Origin of the sequence: Corallococcus sp. CA049B, from assembly GCF_003611685.1 — a bacterium.
Classification (GTDB): Bacteria; Myxococcota; Myxococcia; order Myxococcales; family Myxococcaceae; genus Corallococcus; species Corallococcus coralloides.
The window spans coordinates 1-20,669 of record NZ_RAWC01000111.1 but is presented as its reverse complement, the minus strand read 5'-3'; the positions used below and the strand labels follow the sequence as shown (position 1 = coordinate 20,669).

Annotated in this window: 17 protein-coding genes and 1 pseudogene; 8 read left to right on the top strand and 10 right to left on the bottom strand. The window is 71.5% G+C overall.

All coding sequences use genetic code 11. The features are described from left to right. The first annotated feature begins 12 nt into the window (after positions 1-12). Positions 13-2,280 (top strand): hypothetical protein, encoded by a 2,268-nt coding sequence (locus D7W82_RS23090; protein ID WP_120620417.1) that lies wholly within the window; start codon positions 13-15, stop codon positions 2,278-2,280. Between the two features lie 12 nt (positions 2,281-2,292). On the opposite strand, the gene D7W82_RS23085 is transcribed toward D7W82_RS23090, so the two are convergent. Continuing rightward, positions 2,293-2,835, bottom strand: coding sequence for a DUF2378 family protein (locus D7W82_RS23085; protein ID WP_120620416.1), 543 nt, complete (start codon positions 2,833-2,835; stop codon positions 2,293-2,295). Between the two features lie 167 nt (positions 2,836-3,002). On the opposite strand from D7W82_RS23085, the gene D7W82_RS23080 reads away from it, so the two are divergent. Next, entirely contained in the window at positions 3,003-3,737 is a 735-nt protein-coding gene (locus D7W82_RS23080; protein ID WP_120620415.1) for a 3-keto-5-aminohexanoate cleavage protein, read from the top strand. Positions 3,738-3,740: 3 nt separating this feature from the next. Here D7W82_RS23080 and D7W82_RS23075 read toward each other — a convergent pair whose 3' ends face one another. Then, positions 3,741-5,840 (bottom strand): SEL1-like repeat protein, encoded by a 2,100-nt coding sequence (locus tag D7W82_RS23075; protein WP_158617713.1) that lies wholly within the window; start codon positions 5,838-5,840, stop codon positions 3,741-3,743. Positions 5,841-5,932: 92 nt separating this feature from the next. Here D7W82_RS23075 and D7W82_RS23070 point away from each other — a divergent pair, with 92 nt between their 5' ends. Beyond that, complete coding sequence (locus tag D7W82_RS23070; RefSeq protein WP_233587890.1) at positions 5,933-6,790, top strand: SDR family NAD(P)-dependent oxidoreductase; 858 nt, start codon at positions 5,933-5,935, stop codon at positions 6,788-6,790. Here the strand turns inward: D7W82_RS23070 and D7W82_RS23065 are convergent. Together D7W82_RS23065 and D7W82_RS23060 are read right to left on the bottom strand one after the other, a co-directional pair. Next, entirely contained in the window at positions 6,780-7,643 is an 864-nt protein-coding gene (locus tag D7W82_RS23065; protein ID WP_199727814.1) for a methyltransferase domain-containing protein, read from the bottom strand. The two genes, D7W82_RS23070 and D7W82_RS23065, sit on opposite strands and share 11 nt — an antisense overlap. Positions 7,644-7,650: 7 nt before the next feature. Further along, positions 7,651-11,130, bottom strand: a complete 3,480-nt coding sequence (locus D7W82_RS23060) for a serine/threonine-protein kinase (protein ID WP_233587889.1) — start codon at positions 11,128-11,130, stop codon at positions 7,651-7,653. A gap of 259 nt (positions 11,131-11,389) precedes the next feature. On the opposite strand from D7W82_RS23060, the gene gor reads away from it, so the two are divergent. Continuing rightward, positions 11,390-12,820 carry a glutathione-disulfide reductase gene (gor, locus tag D7W82_RS23055; RefSeq protein WP_120620412.1) on the top strand — a complete coding sequence of 477 codons (1,431 nt, stop codon included), beginning with the start codon at positions 11,390-11,392 and terminating at the stop codon, positions 12,818-12,820. Between the two features lie 10 nt (positions 12,821-12,830). Here the strand turns inward: gor and D7W82_RS23050 are convergent, their stop codons facing one another. The 3 genes from D7W82_RS23050 to D7W82_RS23040 form a co-directional block, all read right to left on the bottom strand. Further along, complete coding sequence (locus D7W82_RS23050; protein WP_120620411.1) at positions 12,831-14,156, bottom strand: hypothetical protein; 1,326 nt, start codon at positions 14,154-14,156, stop codon at positions 12,831-12,833. Positions 14,157-14,237: 81 nt separating this feature from the next. After that, positions 14,238-15,449, bottom strand: coding sequence for an RNA polymerase sigma factor (locus tag D7W82_RS23045; protein WP_147439482.1), 1,212 nt, complete (start codon positions 15,447-15,449; stop codon positions 14,238-14,240). 4 nt (positions 15,450-15,453) lie between these two features. Further along, complete coding sequence (locus D7W82_RS23040; RefSeq protein ID WP_120620409.1) at positions 15,454-15,804, bottom strand: YciI family protein; 351 nt, start codon at positions 15,802-15,804, stop codon at positions 15,454-15,456. A 193-nt stretch (positions 15,805-15,997) separates the two neighbouring features. On the opposite strand from D7W82_RS23040, the gene D7W82_RS23035 reads away from it, so the two are divergent. The 4 genes from D7W82_RS23035 (at position 15,998) to D7W82_RS23020 (ending at position 18,640) form a co-directional block, all read left to right on the top strand. Then, positions 15,998-17,218 (top strand): phosphatidylserine/phosphatidylglycerophosphate/cardiolipin synthase family protein, encoded by a 1,221-nt coding sequence (locus D7W82_RS23035; RefSeq protein ID WP_233587888.1) that lies wholly within the window; start codon positions 15,998-16,000, stop codon positions 17,216-17,218. A 112-nt stretch (positions 17,219-17,330) separates the two neighbouring features. Then, on the top strand, positions 17,331-17,987 hold the full coding sequence (locus tag D7W82_RS23030) for an SDR family oxidoreductase (protein WP_120620408.1): 657 nt from the start codon (positions 17,331-17,333) through the stop codon (positions 17,985-17,987). A gap of 89 nt (positions 17,988-18,076) precedes the next feature. Then, positions 18,077-18,307 (top strand): addiction module protein, encoded by a 231-nt coding sequence (locus tag D7W82_RS23025; RefSeq protein ID WP_158617712.1) that lies wholly within the window; start codon positions 18,077-18,079, stop codon positions 18,305-18,307. Between the two features lie 15 nt (positions 18,308-18,322). Further along, positions 18,323-18,640 carry a type II toxin-antitoxin system RelE/ParE family toxin gene (locus D7W82_RS23020; RefSeq protein WP_120620406.1) on the top strand — a complete coding sequence of 106 codons (318 nt, stop codon included), beginning with the start codon at positions 18,323-18,325 and terminating at the stop codon, positions 18,638-18,640. A gap of 2 nt (positions 18,641-18,642) precedes the next feature. Here the strand turns inward: D7W82_RS23020 and D7W82_RS23015 are convergent, their stop codons facing one another. The 3 genes and pseudogenes from D7W82_RS23015 to D7W82_RS23005 form a co-directional block, all read right to left on the bottom strand. Further along, positions 18,643-19,452 (bottom strand): carbohydrate ABC transporter permease, encoded by an 810-nt coding sequence (locus D7W82_RS23015; protein ID WP_120620405.1) that lies wholly within the window; start codon positions 19,450-19,452, stop codon positions 18,643-18,645. Continuing rightward, the gene (locus tag D7W82_RS23010; protein WP_120620404.1) at positions 19,449-20,327 is read right to left on the bottom strand and encodes a carbohydrate ABC transporter permease; all 879 of its coding nucleotides are present in this window, start codon (positions 20,325-20,327) and stop codon (positions 19,449-19,451) included. Before D7W82_RS23010 ends, D7W82_RS23015 begins: the two co-directional genes overlap by 4 nt. Continuing rightward, positions 20,324-20,669 (bottom strand): annotated as a pseudogene (locus D7W82_RS23005) (ABC transporter substrate-binding protein); the annotation flags it as partial. The gene D7W82_RS23010 and the pseudogene D7W82_RS23005, both read right to left, overlap by 4 nt.

Genomic DNA, 20,669 nt, shown 5'->3' with positions numbered 1-20,669 from the left:
GGTGGGGGCATCATGAGCTGGAGCATCCACATTCCCGCGGTGAACACGCTCAAGCTCGCGCTGGGCAACGCCGCGCACGAACAGGCGCTGGGCCACGCGGAGCTGAACGGCAACAAGGCCATCCCCATCCAGGGAGGCCAGGTGTCCCTGACAGGCGCGCTCAAGGTCCCCGTCGAGCTCTTCAACGACCCGAACGACAAGGACGCGTACGGCATCATCGGCGTACCCCCGAAGACGCTGGACGGCTCCTCGGTGGAGCCCCTCTTCTCCCCGGACGGGGCCGCGTGCTGGCTGAAGTACGCGGCGGAGCTGAGCGCGGAGGCCAACGGCCAGGGGAACTTCCCCTTCGTCGAGCTGAGCGGCGGCGGATCCCTCCAGGTGAAGGTCGCGGACTACCGGCACCACGCCGCGACCCAGACGCTGGAGACCGCGCTGGGTTCGGACGCGAAGTCACTGCGCCTGCCCTTCGTGCTGGGGGATGTGCAGGCGCTCCAGCCCGGTGATGCCCTGTCGTTCCAGACGTGCGTGGCCCTGAAGGCCGGCGTGAAGGTGTCCTGGTCCGCCATCAGCACGTCCCTGGTGGCGGCGCTCGCGAAGCGGCTGGCCGGGCAGCTGGTGTTCGAGCTGAAGGCGGAAGCAGGCGCGTCCATCGGCGGCACCGTGTCCCTCCAGGACGAGTTCCGCATCGTCTTCTCCCGGCCGAAGGACGGCGGGCCGTTCCGCGTGTCGGTCCGCAAGGCCACCTCGGACGCCGCGGCCGTCCACGTGTCCGCGGGCGTGTCGCTGGAGTACTCGTCGCCGCTGCTCGCCTCCATCCTGAGCGCCGTGGACGCCAAGGTGCAGGACGCCTTGAAGCTCGTCGAAGGCCTGGAGCAGGGCTCGCTCCAGCCCGCGCTCCTCCAGGTCGCCGCCGCGCTGTTGAAGCAGCTGGGGTTCCTCAAGTCGGTGGAGCCCACGGTCGCGGCGGTGACGGCCGCGTATGAAGAGCTGAAGGACTTCGTGGAGAGCGTGGTGAGCGGCTCACTCAAGGCCGGCTTCGAATACGAGTACGCGCGCAGCACCGAGGACGCGACGCTGCTGGAGCTGGAGGTGCCCGTGGCGGAGCTGGCGGGCGCGCACGGCGCGTTCGTCTCCGGCGACCTGGCCTCCATCCAGCGCCGGGTGGATGACGCCTGGCTGCGGCGCTACTTCCACATGAAGTCCGTGGAGTCCCAGCGCGTCTGGGGCCTGGGCCTGGGCTGGCGCGACGTCAACTTCGCCTCGCAGGAGGACCGGCGGAAGCTCAAGGCCGTCGTCCAGCACGCGTCCCGCGACCACCGGCAGGGCCCGCGCCGCTACGCGTTCCTGGGGGCGCGCAGCTACTCGAGCTCGGGCGTGCTGTACGGGAAGACCTCCCGCTGGGGGCTCGACTTCAGCGCCCAGATGCCGCGCTTCAGCCTCACGCCCAGCGCGGACGAGTTCGAATACTCCTTCTTCGCCCAGAGCCACGTGGAGGACGGCCTGTCGAAGGAGCTCATCCAACGCGCGGTGGACGGGGCCATCGTCTGGGGCGCGGTCCGTCCGGAGGACGCGCCAGCGCTGGTGGAGCGCCTCTTCCGCGCGGCGCCCGCCGGCACGAAGACCGAGACGCGGCTGGACCTGCGCGTGGACAACCCCAGCTTCCGGCGGCTCCTGGCGAAGCTGGGCTCCGAACCCGCCTTCGAACGCAACGCCTTCGCCAGGGCCCTGGCGCGCGCCCTGCCCCGGGCCAGCCAGCCCGTGCGCACCCACCTCCAGCGCCGGGAAGAGCTCTACACGCCGCTCTGGGACGCCTACCTCAAGGACGGGGCGAAGGACTGGACGCTGGACCGGGCGAGGGCGAGCGTGGCCTGGCACCTGAAGACCCAGGCGGGGGCGGACGGCTTCGTCGCGTCACACTGGGAGCAGACCGGCGGCACGGGCACGTTCTCGGACGTGCTCGTGCAGTCCTCGCGCTACGGAGGCGACATCGGGGGCCAGCCGTACGGGAAGGTGTACGTGTTCTGGAGGGACCTGCTCGACAAGCTCATCGCGCTGAACAAGGCCATCCATTCGGAGGCCGTCATCGCGGAGAACGACTCGACCTCCGCCGTGCAGCAGGTGTTCACGGCCCTGGATGACCTGGCCTGCGACGACTTCCGCGTCACCGCGTTCGTCGCGTGGATGGATCAGCTCGCCATCCGGTGGAAGCTGGGGTCGGGCATCCAGCGCCTGCTCCAGGTGCGCGTGGGAGCGCAGGAGTTCGTCATCTCCCACGGCTGAGCACGGGGCCCGCTACCAGCGCATGCGGTACGTCGCGGCGGGCCCTTCGCGGCCCTCGACCACGGTGGTGAGTCCCTGCACGCCGGTGGTCAGCGTGCCGAAGTGGCACAGGGCCCCGATGAACTCCGGGTGGATGCCCCCTTCGCTCACCCGGAGCCGGTAGTCGGTGGCGGCCAGGCGCTCCACGTCCACGTGCAGGTAGTTGTTGCCGGAGGCCATGTTGCGCGCCGTGCGCTCCAGGGTGCGCGCGGGGCCCAGGAACTTCACCACGCCCTGGAGCGCGCGGCCGATGCGGGTGGCGAAGTAGGCCGTGACGAAGCGCTGGCCCAGGTGCCAGTGCGCCTGCGCGACGGAGTGGTGGGGGAAGAGCTCCTGCGCGCCCAGGAGCAACATCTGGTGCCACTGGTCCCGGGGGTAGGCGGGCGCCAGCTGCTGGTCCAGGTCCAGCCCCACGGCCTTCAACCGCGTCCGCAGCGGGCCTTCCAGATGTCCGTCCAGGGTCACCAGCAGGCCTTCGACGGTGTGGCCGAACACGACCTTCTCCGGGGGACGCACGAAGGGAACTCCTTCTCCACGGCGCTGGGGATGCGTCCTTCATCGGTAAACGCGGACGGACCCGGGAACAACCCACCCATCCCTTCGTGCAGCGGGCTTTCCACCAGCGGACGGAGCAACTTCACGAAGCCCGTGGAGCAGGTGTCTTTCGTGGCTTCATCCCGCGCATGCTGCTCAAGGTATGTCTCAACGGAGCCCGCGCGTCCGCGGCTCATCCCCGGCTGCCCGTCACCCCCGAAGCGCTCGCACGCGACGCCGCCGCCTGTCACGCCGCGGGCGCGGGAGCGTTCCACGTGCATCCGCGCGCGCCGCACGGCGGCGAGTCCCTGGACGCGGCGGACATCGGCGTGGCGGTGTCCGCCATCCGCCACGCCTGTCCGGGGGTGCCCGTGGGCGTCAGCACCGGCGCGTGGATGGTCCCGGACGTGAAGGCGCGCCACGCGCGTATCGCCAGTTGGAAGGCGCTGTCCGCCAGCACCCGTCCCGACTTCGCCTCCGTCAACCTGTCCGAGCCCGGCTGGGAGTCCATCGCGGACGCGCTGCTCGATGCGGACATCGGCGTGGAGGCGGGCGTGTGGTTCCCTGAGGACGTGAGCCGGCTCATGGCGTGGCCCCGTGCTTCGAGGTGCCTGCGCATCCTCGTGGAGACGCAGTCCTCCCAACCGGAGGCCGCATGTCAGGAGGCGCGGACGCTGGTGCACCTGCTGCGCGCCACGGGCCTCGCGTGTCCCCTGCTCGTGCACGGCTCCGAGGGCGGCGCGTGGGCCGTGCTCGGATGGGCCCGGCGCCACGGCTTCGACACGCGCATCGGGTTGGAGGACACACTCACGCTGCCGGATGGCCAGCGCACGGAGGACAACGCCGCGCTGGTGGCTGCGGCGCTCCGGCTCCAGGGCGGCTGAGGCCTACTTCGCGCATTGCCTCTCGCGCCACGACGCGGACCAGTACAGGCAGGCCCGCGCCCGGGCCGCCTGGACTTGCGGTGCATCCGCCCCCAGATGCCGGTGCTCCCGCAGGAGGGTTTCAAGCAACTCGCACGCGTCCCCGGACTTCATGGCACAGGCCTGCTCCGCGCGCGCGAAGGCGGCCTCCAGGTCGCGGGGCGCCCCCCCGGAGCTCTTCTCGCTGTAGCGCTTCGCCAGCCACAAGCAGGCCTGGGTGCTGCCCCCCGCGCACCCCTTCCCCGCCACCCGGAGCTCCTCCTCGAGGTCGCGCTCGACGCTGTCGCCCTTCTGGTACGCATGCGCCAGGTCCGCGCAGGCATCCGGGTCCCCCGCGTCGCAGTCCGCCCGCAGGTGGCGCACCCGCAGGGTGTCCTTCGGCAGCGGCTGGTCCAGGTCCTTGCAGGCCCCCTTCACGCGCGCCTTGCAGGCCTGGGCCTGGATGGCGGGGATGCTGCGTCGCGCGTCCGCGCGCACCTCCTCCGGCCCCGAGTCGGCGAGCTGCCGCGTCACACGGAGGAACCGGGAGCAGCTCTCGGGGTCCTCGTGGTTGAAGCATCCATCCCGGAAGGCCTGCATGCCCTTCGCCGCGTTCGCGTACCGGCCGGGGATGTTGAGCTGGGCCCGGCCCAGCACGTGGCACGCGTCGCCGCCGTCGCGCGCTTCGCATCCCGTCTCCAGGAGGACGAGGCCCACGAGGGGCGCTCGCTGGACCCCCAGGAGTCCGTTGCCGAAGAACGTCAAGGAGCCAAGCCGCGCACAGGCGGAGGCCGTGCGCTTCATGCAGGCCTCCTCCAGCAGCTTCATTCCCTTCGCCGCGTCCACCGGGAGCCCCGAGCTCCCGCCCAGCAGCTCGTCCCCGAGCCGGGCGCACGCATCCCCTTCACCCGCTCCGTCCCGGCATTCGTCCTTCCAGCGGTCGACGGAGGCTCGCGGCGTGGGCTTCGCGTTCGCGGAGCCCCTGCCCGCATCCAGCTGGAGCGACTCCAGCACGGACTGCTTCGGCTTCTCGGGAGTCGTCTTCGCCGGATCCAGCTGGAGCGACTGCAACACGGACTGCTTCGGCGCCTCGGCCTTCGTGCCGTCCGCCGTGAGTCCCAGCATGCGCCGCACGTCGCCGCAGGCCTCCGGCACTTCGTGGTCGCACGCGCGCTGGTAGAACATCGTCGCGCGGCCGGGGTTCACCGCCACGCCCGCGCCCTTCTCGTACGCGGTGCCCATCACGTAGCACGCCATGCCCAGGCCCACGCCCGAGCCCGTCTCGCACATGGCGCGGATCTCCTCCAGCTTCGCGCCCTCCTCTGGCGTGGTGACGGGCGTGAGCTCCGGCTTCGCCGCCACCGCCGCGTTCGCGAAGGCGCACGCGTCCTTCTCTCCCAGGCCGCACGCCGTGCGGAAGTAGCTGGCCGCGAGCCGCGCGTCCTTGCGCGTGCGCACGCCCTGGTCGAACTCGCGCGCCACCGTGAGACAGGCGACCCCAAGGCTCCGGTTGCACGCCTGCACCAGCATCCCCATGCCCGCCGCCACGTCCTGCTCGACGCCGAAGCCGCCCATCAGCTTCAGCACGCCCAGGTTGTTGCACGACAGCCGGTCATCCCCGGCGCAGCCGCGCTCGTAGAGGCGCACCGCCTGCGCGGCGTCCTTCGCCACGCCCCGGCCCTCGCCATACAGCAACGCCAGGTGGCCGCAGCCCTCGGGTTGAGAGCGTTCACAGCCCCGCGCGTACAGCCGCGCCGCCTCGGCCTCGTCCTTCGCGACGCCACGGCCCTCTTCCTTCAACACCCCCAGCGCCACGCACGCGCGCACGTCATCGCCGTTGCAGCCCAGCTCGTACAGCGTCGCCGCGCGCGCCACGTCCTTCGTGACGCCGTCGCCAGTGCGAAGGCGCTCGGCCTGCTCGAAGCACGCTTGCGCCAGCCTCCCACCGCAGGTGCGCTGGTACAGGGTGGAGAGTTCCTGCTCCGCCTCCGACCTCGTTTCGTCCGAGGAACCATGGGCACAAGCCGCGAGCAGTGCAAGGGCTGGCATCGTCAGCCACGCGAAGAGGCATTTCACCGAGGGCATGGGTGGATCTTTCCACTCCATCCCCCTTTCCGTCGAGGACCCCTACCGTCTCCCGAGCCCCACCGTGCGTGGGTTCCTATGATGGGAGCACCATGCACGTGCCACCTGTCCCAGGCGGATCCGCTCCAGCCGCATCGGAGGGTGCTCCCCCGGCGTGGGCGCTCATCCTCGGTGCCTCCTCGGGCTCGGGCGCGGCCATCGCGGAGGCCGTCGCGCGCAAGCCGGGGCTGAACGTCTTCGGCGTGCACCGGGGCCGCTACCCGGACACCGCGCGGGAGCTGGAGGCCCGCGTGCGCGACGCGGGCCGGGACGTGCACCTGCGGCAGGCGGATGCCTCCACGCCCGAAGCCGCCGAGGCCGGCGCGGACGAGCTGCTCCAGCGCGCGGGCCCCCGCAGCGTGAAGCTGTTCGTGCACGCCATCGCCGGAGCGTCCGTGGGCCGCTTCCTCTCCGAGGGACCGGACCGGCTGCACCCGCGCCGCATCCAGCGCACCTTCGACTGCATGGCGCACTCGTTCGTGTACTGGACGCAGGCCCTGGTGCAACGCGACCTGCTGGCCCCGGACGCGCGCCTGCTGGGCCTGCAGAACCCGCTGGATGAGACGCACCTGGGCAACACCGGCCTCATCAGCGCCGCCAAGGCCTCGCTGGAGATGTACGTGCGCCACCTGGCCATGGAGCTGGGCCCGAAGGGCCACCGCGTGAACCTGCTCAAGTTCGGCACGGTGATGACGCCCGCGCTGCGCCACGTCTACTCGCCGGAGGCGCTGGCCCGGCTGGAAGCGCGCCACGCGGCCATGACCCCCGCTGGGCGCATGGGCACGCTGGACGACGTGGCCCGCTTCGTCACCGTGCTCGTGGGAGACGACGCCGCGTGGTTCAACGGCGCCACCATCGACTTCACGGGCGGCATGACGCTGAAGCTGCTGGACCTGGTGCTCAACCCGTGACGGCTGGAACGCGGAACGTGAGGCAGTAGTAGAACGGTGACACCTGTTCTTCGATGACGCCTTCGGCGTTCCGAGGCAGCAGGTCGCGGGGGCTCTTCGCGTCGCGCGTGTAGAACGTGAGGGCGCGGAAGGCGGCGCGCTGGAACAGCGACGGGCGGAAGGCCGCGTCCAGCTGCTCGTCCACCACCACCAGCGGCGTGCCGGGCCTGGCCACGCGCGCCATCTCCCGCAGCGCCACCGCGGGCTGGCGGTAGCTCCCAATCCCGCCGACGTGGAAGACGCGGTCGAACAGGCCGTCCTTGAACGGGAGCGCGTGCGCGTCCGCCACCAAAAGCCGCGTGTCCTTCACGCCGCGGCCCTTGCGCAGCCGCTTCCCGCACTGCGCCAGCATTCCGGTGCTCAGGTCCAGGCCCCACACCTCCACGGGAAGGCCCGGCGGCAGCGCGCCCCGGATGCGCGGCAGGTTCGCGCCCGCGCCCACGCCCACCTCCAGCACGCGCACGGGCTGTCCGTCGTCGCGAGGCTTCAGCGCGCCCAGCTCCAGCCTGCGCATGTACCCGTCGCGCATCCGCGACTCGGAGACGGACTGGAACAGCGGCGTCAGCACCGCGGTCAGCGGGTCGTGCAGCGCGGGCAGCCCGTCGTAGAGGTGGCGCATCAGGCGGTCCGTGCCCTGCACGCGGTCCTCGCGGTAAAGCCGGGCGAGCCCGTCCTCCACCGTCCACGTCTCGCCGCAGCCACCGCAGAGCAGACGTCCCTCGTCCAGCCGGTCGTCCTCGCGCTGCCCGTGCCACACCAGCTGGCCCCGGCAATCCGGGCATGCCAGCAACGCCACGTCCCGCAGCCACATCATCGCTTCGTCACCCTGCCGTCCCCTGTTCGGCCAGGGTCCGCGCCAGGTCCTCGCGCGCCCCCAGCCGGGTGAAGTCCTCCGCCGCCCGCCGCAGCAGCTCCGCGCGCTCCGCGTCGTCCGCGGGCAGGTGCCGCGCCCACTCCAGCCGAGCGCGCGCCGCCTCGTAGGGCATGCCCCGCGCGTCCGACTCCGCGATGCAGCGCGCCCACGCGCGGAAGGCCTTGCGGTGCTTGCCCGCGAGCCACGCCTCGCAGCCGCGCCACAGCCACGCGGCGGGCTCGCCGAAGGGGAACACCCGCGCGAAGCGCTCGACCTCCTGGAGCGCGGACCGAGCGCTGTGCGTGAGCGCCTGCAAGCCGGGCCCGGGCGTCTCGCGAGCCAGGAGGGTGAGCAGCACCTCCGCCACCGCCGTCGCGCCGAAGTAGACGAAGTGCGCCACCGGCTTGCCCGCGGACAGCCGCACCAGCGCCTTCTCCGCCGCCGCGCGGGCACCCGCCGCGTCGCCCTCGCGCAGGCACAGGAGCGCCAGCGTGCCGTCCGTGATGATGCGGTCGGTGGCGCCGCCATGCGCCTCCGTCCACGCGAGCGCCGGCTCCAGCGCCACGCGAGCCCGAGCGTGCTCCCCCAGCCGCAGCAGCATGTGCGCGCGATAGTGCTGGGCCCAGTGCTGCGTCTGCGCCGAGCCCCGGCGCACCGCGGACGCCTCCAGCCAGTCCATCAGCGGCAGGCCCCGCGAGAACTGGCCCCGGTACATGGCGGACACGGTGAGCAGCGCGCGGCACTCCTCCGCCAGACGCAGGTCCCCCACCGAGTCCACGATGGCCGTCGCTCGCGCGAGCCACGTCTCCACGTCCTGCCAGCGCGCCTGGTACACCGCGCACACCGCGTTGCGGTTGAGCACGTAGGCCAGGTCCGCGGGGCGGCCCACGCTCTCGGCCACCTCCTGCGCCCGCTTCACCCACGCGTCCGCCACGCGGTGCACCGGCACCGTGCCCGCCACCACCGCCATCACCGTGTAGCCGCGCGCCAGCTCCGGCGTGGGCCCCGCGGGCTCGCACAGGTTGAGCATGCGCAGGCCGCTCCAGAGCACCGGCAGCGCCTCCTGCGCGTAGATGAACGCGTCGGTGAGCCGCATCAGCAGCCGGCCCGCCACCCGCCGCGTCTCCCGGCGCCGCCTGGAGTCATCCACGTACGCATCCGGCCGCGCGCTCTGCGCCAGCCGGGACAGCGCCTGCGTCAGCGTGCCCAGCACCCACCCCACGCGAGACGAGGGCACGCGCCAGCCGAAGTGCGCGAGCGCCGCCTCCGCGTGCGCGCGGAAGGCCTCCAGGTCCCCCAGCTGGAAGCGCGCCTCCGCCAGCAGCGCCTCCACGCGGCCCTGCTCCAGCGGCGTGGCCTGGGGCGCGACCGCCAGCGCCCGGGAGAGCAACGGCAGCGCTTCCCGGCACGCCCCCACCGCCAGCGCCTCCTCGCCCGCGATGCGCGCGTGGTGGGCTTCACGAGCAGCGTCCCCGGCCTGCCCCCAGTGGTACGACAGCGCGGCGGCATGCCCCGAGGGGTGGGCCGCCTCCAGCGCCTGGGCCGCGCGCCGGTGGAGCGCGGGCCGGAGCGCCGGGGACAGGTCCTCCAGCAGCCGCTCGCGCAGCTTGTCGTGCGCGAAGCGCCAGCGGCCGTCGGCCACGTCCAGCACCGCCGCCGCCGCGCAGTCGGTGAGCCACGCCTCCACGTCCACGCCGGGCGCGGCCCGCTCCAGCACCGCCAGGTCCAGCTCCCGGCCCAGCAGCGCCGCCACGTCCAGCAGCTCCCGCGCCTCCCGGGGCACCTTCTCCAGCCGGCGCTGCACCAGCGCGCGCATGCCGCCCGCCCACACGCGCTGGGGCAGCGCGACGGCGCCCAGCCGGTCCAGGCCGCCCGCGTCCTCCGCCAGCGCGCGCACCACCTCCACCAGCAGGAACGGGTTGCCCTCCGATTCGCGGCGCAAGAGCTCCACCACATCCGGCCGGCGGCCGACGGCGCCCAGCATGGACTCGCCCAGCTGGGCGATCTCCTCCGCGTTGAGCCGCTGCAGCCGCAGCACGCGGGTGCCGGGCAGGTGCTCCGGCAGCTGCGGGGACTCGTCGTCGCGGAAGCTCACGAGCAAGAGCAGCGGCAGCCCCGGCGCCCTCGCCGCGAGCTGCGCGAGGAGCTGGAGCGATTCGGCGTGCGCCTGATGCAGGTCCTCCAGGATGACCACGGTGGGCTGCGACAGGCGGGCGAAGAGGTCCTCCACCGTCTGGTGCAGGCGCAGGTGCGCCATGTCCGCGTCCAGCTCCGGCGCGGCGGGCACCTCGCGACCCAGCAGCGCTTCCAGGTCCGGCACCAGCGGCCGGAGCACGCGCGCCTCTCGGTCGGAGAGCTCCGTGAGCATGGGCAGCCAGCGCAGCACCGCGCGCCACTCCTGGTAGGGCACGCCGCCGGTGTCCACCGCCTGGCCGCGCAGCACCATCGCGCCGCGCACCAGCGCCAGCGAGCGCACCTCCTCCAGCAGGCGCGACTTGCCCACGCCGCTCTCGCCGCCAATGAGCCACGCGCCGCCCTGGCCCGCGAGCGCCGCGTCGAGCACGTCCGTCAGGTGCTCGCGCTCCGCCACGCGGCCCACGAAGCGCGCGGACTGGAGGAAGCTCTCGCGCGTGGCGGCGGACTCGGCGGGCCGGGGCTGTCCCACGGCGTCGCTCAGCGCGGTGATGACGGCCTCCGCGTCGCGCGGACGGCGGTGGGCCTCGGGCGCCACCAGCTGCTCCAGCAGGGCCTTGAGCGCGGGCGGGAAGCCCGGCGTCGCGAACACCTGGCCCGCGTGGGGCAGCCGGCCGAAGAACATCTGGCACGCCATGGCGCCGAAGCCGAACAGGTCGGTCAGCTCGGACGGGGGCTGGTCCTCGAAGAGCTCCGGGGCCAGGTAGCCGGGGGTGCCCGCGGGCTGCGCGCGGCGGCCCTGCTGGTCGCGGCCCACGGCCAGGCCGAAGTCCAGCACCTTCACCTGGCCGCGCACCACCAGCACGTTCCCGGGCTTCAGGTCGCGGTGGATGATGCCGCGCCGGTGCAGGTACGCGAGCGCCTGGAGCGTCTGGATGAGCAGCCCCACCTGCGTCGCCAGGGGCGCGTCCGTGCCGGCCTCCACCAGCGTGCGCGCGTCCTCCAGCAGGTCCATGGCCAGGTAGGGCCGGCCCTCGGCGTCGAAGCCGTAGTCCAGCACGCGGATGACGTGCGGGTGGCGCAGCGACACCAGCGTCTGGAACTCATGGGCCAGCGACAGCGCCATGCCCTGCGTGGCGAAGGCGGAAGGGGTGCCCCGTCCGGGCCGCCGCGCCAGGTCCGCCACCGTCTTGTGCAGCCGCTTGAGGGCCACCGGCCCGGACAGCCCGTCCTGCGCGCGCCACACGGTGCCCGCGCCGCCGCGCCCCAGCAGGTCGAGGATGCGGTACCGGCGCCCCACGACTTCCGGATCCATGCCCGGAGACGGGTCTACGTCCGGGGCATCCGCCCGAGGGGAGGTCTGACAGGAGGGGGGGTGAGACATGAGGGGGAGCCGCCCTTACGCGCGGTAAGGATATCTCCCCTTCTCGTGCGGGAGGGGGATTGAATGTATCGGGGGCAGCCGAAGCAGGAGGCGCTTCGGACCCTGGGGAGCAGCCCGGCGGGCGGGGCCCGGCAGGGTTCCTTCCCACTTCGGCGCTGAAACATCACTTTTGACGCAGGGAGGACACCGGATGGCGGGCTACGACTTCGACTTGTTCACAGTGGGCGCGGGGTCGGGCGGCGTGGCGGCCAGCCGGCGCGCGGGGGCCTCCGGCGCGAAGGTGGCCATCTGCGAGGAGGGGCGCGTGGGCGGCACGTGCGTGCTGCGAGGGTGCGTGCCCAAGAAGCTGCTCGTGTACGCGGCGCACTACCGCTACGACTTCGAGGACGCGGCCGGTTACGGCTGGACGGTGAACGGCCCCGCGCAGGACTGGAAGAAGCTCCAGGCGGTGAAGGCGAAGGAGCTGGACCGGCTGACGGGCATCTACGGGCGGCTGCTGCGCGACGCGGGCGTGACGCTGGTGGAGGGCCGGGGCCGGGTGGTGGACGCGCACACGGTGGAGGTCGCGGGCAAGCGCTACACGGCGGAGCGCATCCTGGTGGCCACGGGCGGGAGGCCCTACCTGCCAGAGGTGACGGGCATCGAGCACGCGCTCACGTCCGAGCAGGCGCTGGAGCTGCCCACGCTGCCGCGCCGGGTGGCGGTGGTGGGAGGCGGCTACATCGGCGTGGAGTTCGCGGGCATCTTCGCGGCGCTGGGCGCGAAGGTGACGATGCTGATTCGCGGCGACACGGTGCTGCGAGGCTTCGACAATGACATCCGCGCGGCGCTGACGCAGGAGATGCGCAAGAAGGGCGTGGACATCCGCCCGGAGACGTTCGTCCAGGACATCGAGAAGCGCGAGGACGGCACGCTCAGCCTGCTGACGCGCATGGGGGACACGCTGGAGGTGGACGCGGTGCTGTACTCCACCGGCCGCGTGCCGAACACGCAGGGCCTGGGCCTGGAGGAGGCGGGCGTGAAGCTGAACGAGCGCGGCGCGGTGGTGGTGGACGCGCAGTCGCGCTCATCGGTGGAGAGCATCTACGCGGTGGGGGACGTGACGGACCGGCTCAACCTCACGCCGGTGGCCATCGCGGAGGGGCGCGCGATGGTGGAGACGCTGTACCGGAACAACCCGGTGACGATGGACCACGAGAACGTGCCATCCGCGGTCTTCAGCCAGCCGCCCGTGGGCACGGTGGGGCTCACGGAGCGCGAGGCGATGGAGCGGTACGGCAAGGTGGACGTCTACGTCTCCAGCTTCCGGCCCATGAAGCACACGCTGACGGGCCGTGATGAGCGATCGATGATGAAGGTGGTGGTGGAGCGAGGCACGGAGCGAGTGCTGGGCTTCCACATGGTGGGAGCGGACGCGCCGGAGATCATCCAGGGGCTCGCGGTGGCGCTGAAGTGCGGCGTGACGAAGAAGCAGCTCGACGCCACGGTGGGCATCCACCCCACGGCGGCGGAGGAGTTCGTCACGCTGCGGGACAAGCGCCCGGATCCGTCGGAGAGCGCCACGATGCTGGAATTGGGGCGGGAGGTGGTGGCCACGCCTCCGGGGGATCAACGCAGGTAGCGCGTGTGCTTCAGTCCGTCTCGCCCAACTCGAAAGCCGATGTGCCGGTGTGGTGCTTGCGCTTCGTGAGCTGGTGCTCGTCGCGGAGCTGGTTCTCGTAGAAGGGCAGGTGCGCGTCCGTGCGGAGCTTGCGCAGCGCGCGGATGGTCTCGTGCTCCGTGGTGTTGCTGTAGCCGTGCTTCGTGTGCCCGGTCGTGTAGTTCAGGGGCTGCAACACCATCCGCGTGGGGTAGCGGTTCTGCAGGATGTGGATGAGCTCGTGCCCGTACACGATGAACGCCGGCGCGGGGATGGGGTGCTGGTCGCGGGAGTAGTTGCGCTGCGTGCTGTCGCGCAGCCCGGAGCGCAGGCTGAGCTGTGAGCCGCGTCCCCCGGTGGGGCGCTTGCCCGCGAGCCCCGGCGCGGGTTCGCTCAACAGGTAGTCCTCCCCGTGGCCGTCCTCGTCGTACCAGCCGAGCTCCTCCTCCATCGCGAACATGGGCTTGCTCAGCGCTTCACGCGCCTCGGTCAGCTCGGCGTAGGGCTTGGACGTCGACGCCAGGCGGCTGCGCAGCTCGCCCCACGGCTCACTGCCTCGCCGCGAGGACTCCTCGATGCGGGACAGCTCCTGGGTCATCCCTTCGTATTCGGCCTTCAGGCGATTGAGCTCATCGGAGGTCGCCTGCAGCCGCTGCTTGTTGACCACCACCTTCTGCCGGAAGTTGGCGGAGGGCGTGAACGCCTGGGTCAACACCAGCGTCACCGGCCACTCCGGATCCGCCTCCGTGTCCCTGAGGATCCACCGCATCAACTCCCGGCCATGCGTGCGGGACAGCAGCCGGGCGTGGATGGCGCGCACCTCGCGGTTGCCGCGCGCGTATTGCGGACCCGTGGGCAGCTTCACCGCGCCCGTGCCGTTGCGCAGCGCATCCCAGTCCGCGTCCAGCTGATTCAGCGCGGCGGTCCCCAGCGTCCCGCGGTCCGGCGTAAAGAGCTTCAGGTTGTTCACGTGGACGTAGTCCACCATCTCGATATGCGTCTCCTGGATCTCCACCAGCAGCCGCATCAACAGCAGCCGCGACGCCTTGGAATGCGCGAGCCGCTCCTGCTCCAGGTCGCAGAGCCGATACAGCAGGTGCTCCGCCGTATCGAGCGCCTTCAGCTTCGCGTCCACCCACGCCTGCTTGCCCGTGAAGTAGTACGAGGCCTTGCCCCAGCCGCTCCAGTCCGCATGGAACGCATCGAGCGCGGCGCAGAACGGCCGGATGAAGTCATTCAATCGCGACACGATGGGCAGCAGGTGGCGGGGCTCCATGCCCAGGTCCGACTTGAAGTCATCCGACGTGCTCAACGCCATGTCCGCTCCCGGTGTCTCGACGGAGCGGGACGGTAGCACGCAGCCTCCTACTCGCAGGCTCGGGCCCGGGAGAGCAGGTACTCACGTTGCGGAGACGTCCGCGCCAGCGTCGCGGCCTGACGGAAGCAATCCGCCGCCCTGCCCCGCGCCCCTACCTGTTCCAGCAGCATGCCCTCCACGGCGAAGCGATACGGGTACCGCCGCAGCACGGCCTCCGAGCGCAAGCGGCCCAACGCCTCCAGCGCCTCGGCCGGCCCGCGCACGCGCGACAGCGCCACCACCCGCCCCAGCGCGACTATGGGCGACGGCTTGAGTTCGAGCAGCGCGTCGCAGCGCGTCGTACAGCCGCAACAACCGGGCGCTGTCCTCCGGCCCCGGCGTGGCCGTCTTCGCATGCACGAGGGCGATCTCCGCCTCCAGGTGCAGCGGCGTCAGCACCGTCCCCATGGAAGCACGCAGGTGCCACAGCCCCCGCGCAATCAACAGGGGCGACGACTCCGTCCCGGTCCGAGCCTCCTGCGGCACGAACGCGCCCCGTGCATCCACGCGGCCCGGAAGCCCCGCGGTGCGGAAGCAGAACAGCGCCGCCAGCGCATGGCCCTCCGGCGTCGTGGTCCCCGCGTGTGACAGCAACACCTCCGCCAGGCGCAGCGCCTCCGAGCACAGCTCCGCGCGGGACAGGTCGTGGCCCTCGGAGGCTTCGTAGCCTTCGTTGAAGAGCAGGTAGAGCGCGGCGTGCACCGCGCCCAGCCGCTCCGGCAGCGCCTCCGGAGCGGGCACCTCCAGCGTGGCGCGGCAGGCGCGCAGCGTCCGCTTCGCGCGCACCAACCGCTGCGCCACGGTGGGCTCGTCCGCGAGCAGCGCGGCGGCGACCTCGCGCACGGAGAAGCCACACGCCACCTTCAGCGTGAGCGTCACCTGCATCTCGCGGGACAGCGCCGGATGACAGCACGCGAAGAGCAACCGCAGCGCATCGTCCGGAAGCTCCGCCGCGAAGCGCGTGGGCTCCTCCTCCAGAGGCCCAGCCTCCTCCACGGACTCCGAGCCCACCTCCGGCGCGCGCTGCCGCAAGAGGTCCGTCAGCCGGTTCAGCGCCACGCGCAGCAGCCACGCGCGAGGCTGCTCGGGAATGCCGTGGAAGCCCCACGTCCGCGCCGCCTGGAGCATGGCGAACTGCACCGAGTCCTCCGCCAGGTCCAACCGCCCCAGCCCCACGCGCCGGGCCAGGGCCGCGACGAGCCCCGCGGACCACTCGCGAAAGGCCAGCTCCAGCACCTGCGTCGCGGAGGGCACGCCGTCAGACCTCTTCGATGGCGCGAAGCTCGACCTCACCGCCGTAGCGCAGGTGCGGACACGTCCGGGCCAGGGCCACGGCGGCGTCGTACGAATCCGCGGACAGGATGAAGAGGCCGCCCACCACGTCCTTCACCTCCGCGTACGGCCCGTCCGACACGAGCACCTGTCCACCCTGCTGCTTCAGGCGCCGGCCGCCCTCGTCGCGCAGCTTCTCGCCCTGGAGCAGGCGGCCCTCCTGGAGCAGCCCGTCACTCCACCGGGCGTACTCCTCCACGATGGCCTGCAGCTCGGCGGGGGACATGGCGGCGAAGTGGGCGGGGTTCTCGTGCAGCAGCATCAGGTAGCGGGCCATGGGACGGACCTTTCGGGGGACAGCGGGGGTTTCGTCGAAAAAGACGGCCCACGTCGTGGAGGATCGACATACCTACCTCACCGCCCTGTGCGCACACTCACACCGTGGACAGAGAACACTCCTCTCGCGCTCACGGGTGACACGTCACCCGGGGGTGCCTACCCCTGAAGCTTAGGAGGCGCGGGCAACGGGCGTGAGCAAGGGCGGACGATGGTTGGGGGGAGTGGTGGGGGCGTTGCTGCTCGCGGGATGTCCGTCCGCGTGCAACACGAAGGAGTCGTCTCGTCCATTCCAGCTCACGGGGCAGGTGGGTTCGCGTGGGGCGGGCTTCGCATCGGCGCTGTACCAGACGACGGGCGTGCGGATGGAACCGCGCAACCGCATCCGGTGGGCGAACAACGGCGCCGTATTCGACGTGATGGTGGAAGAAATCGGCCGGGCCCGCGCCTCCATCCACATCGTGATGTTCATCTGGCGGCCAGGCCGTGCGTCCGACCGGATGATTGAAGCGCTGGCCGCGCGGGCCCGGAAGGGCGTGCACTGCCGCGTGCTGGTGGATCCGCTGGGCAGCGGCCCCTTCGAGTCGGAGGTGAAGCCCCGGCTGGAAGCGGCCGGCTGCGAAGCCCACCTGTTCCGCCCGCTGCCAGCGGACGAGAACCTGGCGCGCAATCACCGGAAGATTCTCGTGGTGGACGGCAAGGTGGCCATCACCGGAGGGCTCGCCATCCAGGACGAGTGGCTGGGCGACGCGCGCAATGAGAAGGAATGGCGCGACACCAACGTGCGGGTCCAGGGCCCGGTGGTGGCGCAGCTCCAGCAGGCGTTCGCGGAGAACTGGCAGGAGACGACGGGCGAGCTCCTGCCCCAGACGGACTTCCCCACGCTGTCGGTGGACCAGCCCGGCCTGGACGCCGCGGGTGAGGGCTGGGCGGCCTTCGTCAGCAGCACGGCGAACCCGGAGGTGACGCGCGCGGAGCGGCTGACGCAGCTGATGGTGAAGGCGGCGAAGAAGCGGCTGTGGATTTCGCAGGCGTACTTCACGCCCAACGACGCGCTGACGGCGCTGCTGGTGGAGAGGGCGCGCGCGGGCGTGGACGTGCGGGTGCTGGCACCGGGGGACAAGAATGATCAGCCGGCCATCACGCTGCTCCAGCGTCAGAGCTACGACACGCTGCGGGCAGCGGGCGTGCGGCTCTGGGAGTACCAGCCGTCAATGATGCACGCGAAGACGATGCTGGTGGATGACCGGCTCGTGCTGGTGGGGTCCATCAACTACGACGCGCTGTCGTTCAATCTGCTGGAGGAAGGTTCGCTGGTCCTGGAGGACGTGGAGGCGGCACGTCAGCTGGAGGCCATCTTCCTGGACGACCTCACGAAGGCGCGCGAGGTCCAGTCCGAGCAGGCGAACCGCTGAAGGCCGGCTGTCCGCTTTCACGCGTGGCCCCTGGAAACAGTGGGCAAGGGGCGGGCCGTGTGCTCAAGAAGCGCTCCCAGGGGCCGCGCAGGCAGGCCCGGGAGGCATCACCATGAGCAGCGCAGCGCCTCGTCATCTCTTCGTCGCGGGCGCCACGGGCGCGACGGGCCGCACGTTGATGCGGCAGGCCCTGGCCCAGGGCATCTCCGTGACGCCGCACGTGCGCCCCAGGAGCGCGAGCACGGAGCCCGCGTGCCACTGGCCGAGGAAGGCGGTGCTGGAGCTGGCGGACGGGCCCGCGCTGGTGGAGGCGATGAAGGGCAGCACCACGGTGCTCCAGCTCATCGGCACGATGCGCAAGCGCTTCGCGGCGGGGGACACCTACGAGACGAGCGACATCGGCACCACGCGGCAGCTGGTGGACGCGGCGAAGGCGGCGGGGGTGGACCACTTCGTGCTGCTCACGTCGGTGGGAGCAGGAAGCCCGGTGGGCGCGTATCTCAAAGCCAAGGCGGAAGCGGAGCGCATCGTCCGCGAGAGCGGCATCCCCTACACGATGGTGCGGCCCCCCGCGCTGGAGGGCGAATACCACGCGCCGCCCGGCATCCTGCACACACTGGGCAAGCTGCCACTGCTGCACAAGCTGAAGCCCATGCACCTGGACCAGCTGGCCGCCGTACTCCTGCGCATCGCGGAGCGACGGGCGCCGCTGGATACAGCGCTCGAAGACAAGCGCCTCTGGGCGGAGGTCGAAGCGGTAGGCCGGTAGCTGTCAGACCCTTCAGGTAGGAAGGTTCCTCCGCTGCACGAGCAGGCATGCGGCCTGCGCGCGAGCGAATGACTCACGGAGGAGCTAGAATGATGGTGATGGCGACACTCGATGAAGTCTTTACCCTGGCCCAGCTGCTTTCTCCGGAAGACCAGAGACAGCTCGCCCATAGGCTGATGGGCAGCGCGGAGGACGCTGAAAAAGCATGGGGTGAGGAAATCAGCCGTCGCGCCCAGGAAGTCCTCGACGGCACAGTGAAGCTTGTCAGCCTCGAAGAGGTAGAGAGAAAGATGGAGGAGCGTGCACGTCGGCGTCGATAGGTCCCCACGCCACACATGCCCTTCCAACTGCATCCCGCCGCCGACTCGGAACTCGATGCGGCATCGGACTGGTATGAGGAGCAACACCGTGGACTCGGTGGCCTCTTTGACTCTGCCGTTCGACAGGCGTTGAGGGATATCGCAGCGGCTCCAGACCGCTGGCCCTACTGGCCGGACCTCCGTCACACGCCGCCCATCCGTCGCTTCCTGCTTCCGGAATATCCCTTCGCCCTGCCCTACCTCGTCCGCGACGAGGACGTGGTGGTGCTCGCCATCGCGCACCTGCGCCGCCGGCCTGATTACTGGCTGCCCCGCGCGCGAAGCCGCCCGTAGGCCTACTCCTTCACCGCGCCAGCCGTGAGCCCGGACACGATGCGCCGCTGGAACAGCACCGTGAGCACCACCAGCGGCAGCGTGGCCACCACCGACGCGGCGGCGATCTCTCCCCACGGCTCCTTGTACTCACTGGCGAAGAGGCTGATGGCCACCGGCACCGTGCGCTTCTCCGGCGTGGACAGGAACGTCAGCGCGTAGAGGAACTCGTTCCACGCGAAGATGAAGACCAGGATGGCCGTCGTCGCCAGCCCCGGCGCCGCCAGGGGCAACAACACCCTCCGGAACGCGCCCACCGGCGTGCACCCATCCACCCGCGCCGCGCGGTACAGCTCATCCGGCAGCTGGCGGAAGAACGACGTCAGCACCCACAGCGTCAATGGCAGCGCGAACGTCGTGTACGGCAGCGCCAGCCCCACCAGGCTGTCCCGCAGCCCCACCGCGCTGAGGATGAGGTACAGCGGGCTCACCGTCGCGATGGGCGGGAACATCGACACGCCCAGCGCCGCGGACAGCAGCAGCCCCCGCCCCCGGAACTCCAGCTTCGCCAGCGCGAACGCCGCGGACGCCCCCACCGTGAGGCAGAACACCGTCGTCAGCGTCGCCACCACCAGCGAGTTCACCACCGCCCACAGGAACGGCCGCCCGAACAACACGCTCTCGTAGTTCGCCCCCGTCAGGTGCGAAGGCCACGGCCGGGTCAGCTCGCCGTCCGGCCACAGGCTCGTCAGCACCTGCCACAGGAACGGCCCCAGGAAGAACGTGAGGAACGCCACCACGGCCAGCGCCGTGCCCAGCCCCGGCCGCTTCATCGCCGCCCCTCCTCGCGCCCCAGCCAGCGCAGCCACACCACCGCCAGCAGCACCACGCACAGGAACGTCGCCACCGACAACGCGCTGCCGTACCCGAAGTCCCCGGAGCGCATCAGCGTCTTGTACGCGTAGATGCTCAGCGTCTCCGTCGTGTTCGCGGGCCCGCCCTCCGTCAGCACGTAGATGGCGTCGAACACGCGGAACGCGTCCAGCGACCGGAACAGCACCGCCAGCAGCAGCGCGGGCTTCAGCAGGGGAATCGTGATGGACCGGAACTGCCGCCACCCCGACGCCCCGTCCACTCGCGCCGCCTTGTAGAGGTCCTCCGGAATGCCCTGCAGCCCCGCCAGCACCAGCAGCGCCACGAAGGGCGTCGTCTTCCACACGTCCACCAGGATGGCCGCGTGCAACGCATACCCCGGCGCCCCCAGCCAGTTGATCTCCGCCCCACCCAGCAGCCGGTTGATGAGCCCGTAGTCCGGGTTGAACATCCACGCCCACAGCCGGGCGCTCACCACCGTGGGAATCGCCCACGGCACCAGCACCGACGCGCGCAGCAATCCCCTCCCCGGAAACGCGCGGTTGAGCAGCAGCGCCAGCGGCACCGCGAGCAGCAGCTCCACCGTCACCGCCACCGCCGTGAAGTACGCCGTGTTCCCCAGCGCGGACCAGAAGCGCGCGTCTCCCATCAGGTAGGCGTAGTTCTCCAGCCCCGTGAAGCGCCGCTCGCCGAACACCAGGATGAAGCGGTGCAGGCTCAGCCATATCGCCGCCAGCACCGGGTACAGCGCCACCACGGCCAGCACCAACACGGCCGGCGCCACCAGCAGGTACGCCTGCCGCCGCTCCCGCGCCTGCGAACCCGCGCCCCTCATTCCTCCTCCGGAGGCTGCTCGCCGGTCAGGTGATCCACCTGCTTCTGCGCCCGAGTGAGCGCCACCTCCGGAGTCCGCAGGCCCGCCACCGCGGCGGAGAACTCGCTCTGGAGCACGTCCGCGATGAGCAGGTAGTACGGCGTCACCGGCCGGGGGCGAGCCCTCACCAGCGCCTCCTTCAGGCCCGCGATGAACGGCTCCGCCGCGCGCAACTCCGGGTCGTCATACAGCGCCATCCGTGGCGGGTTGCGCGCGTAGTGCAGCGCCAGCACGCGGTTCGCCTCCGGGGACGTCAGGTGCGCGATGAGCCGGGCCGCCGCCTTGCGCCGCGCGGGCGACACA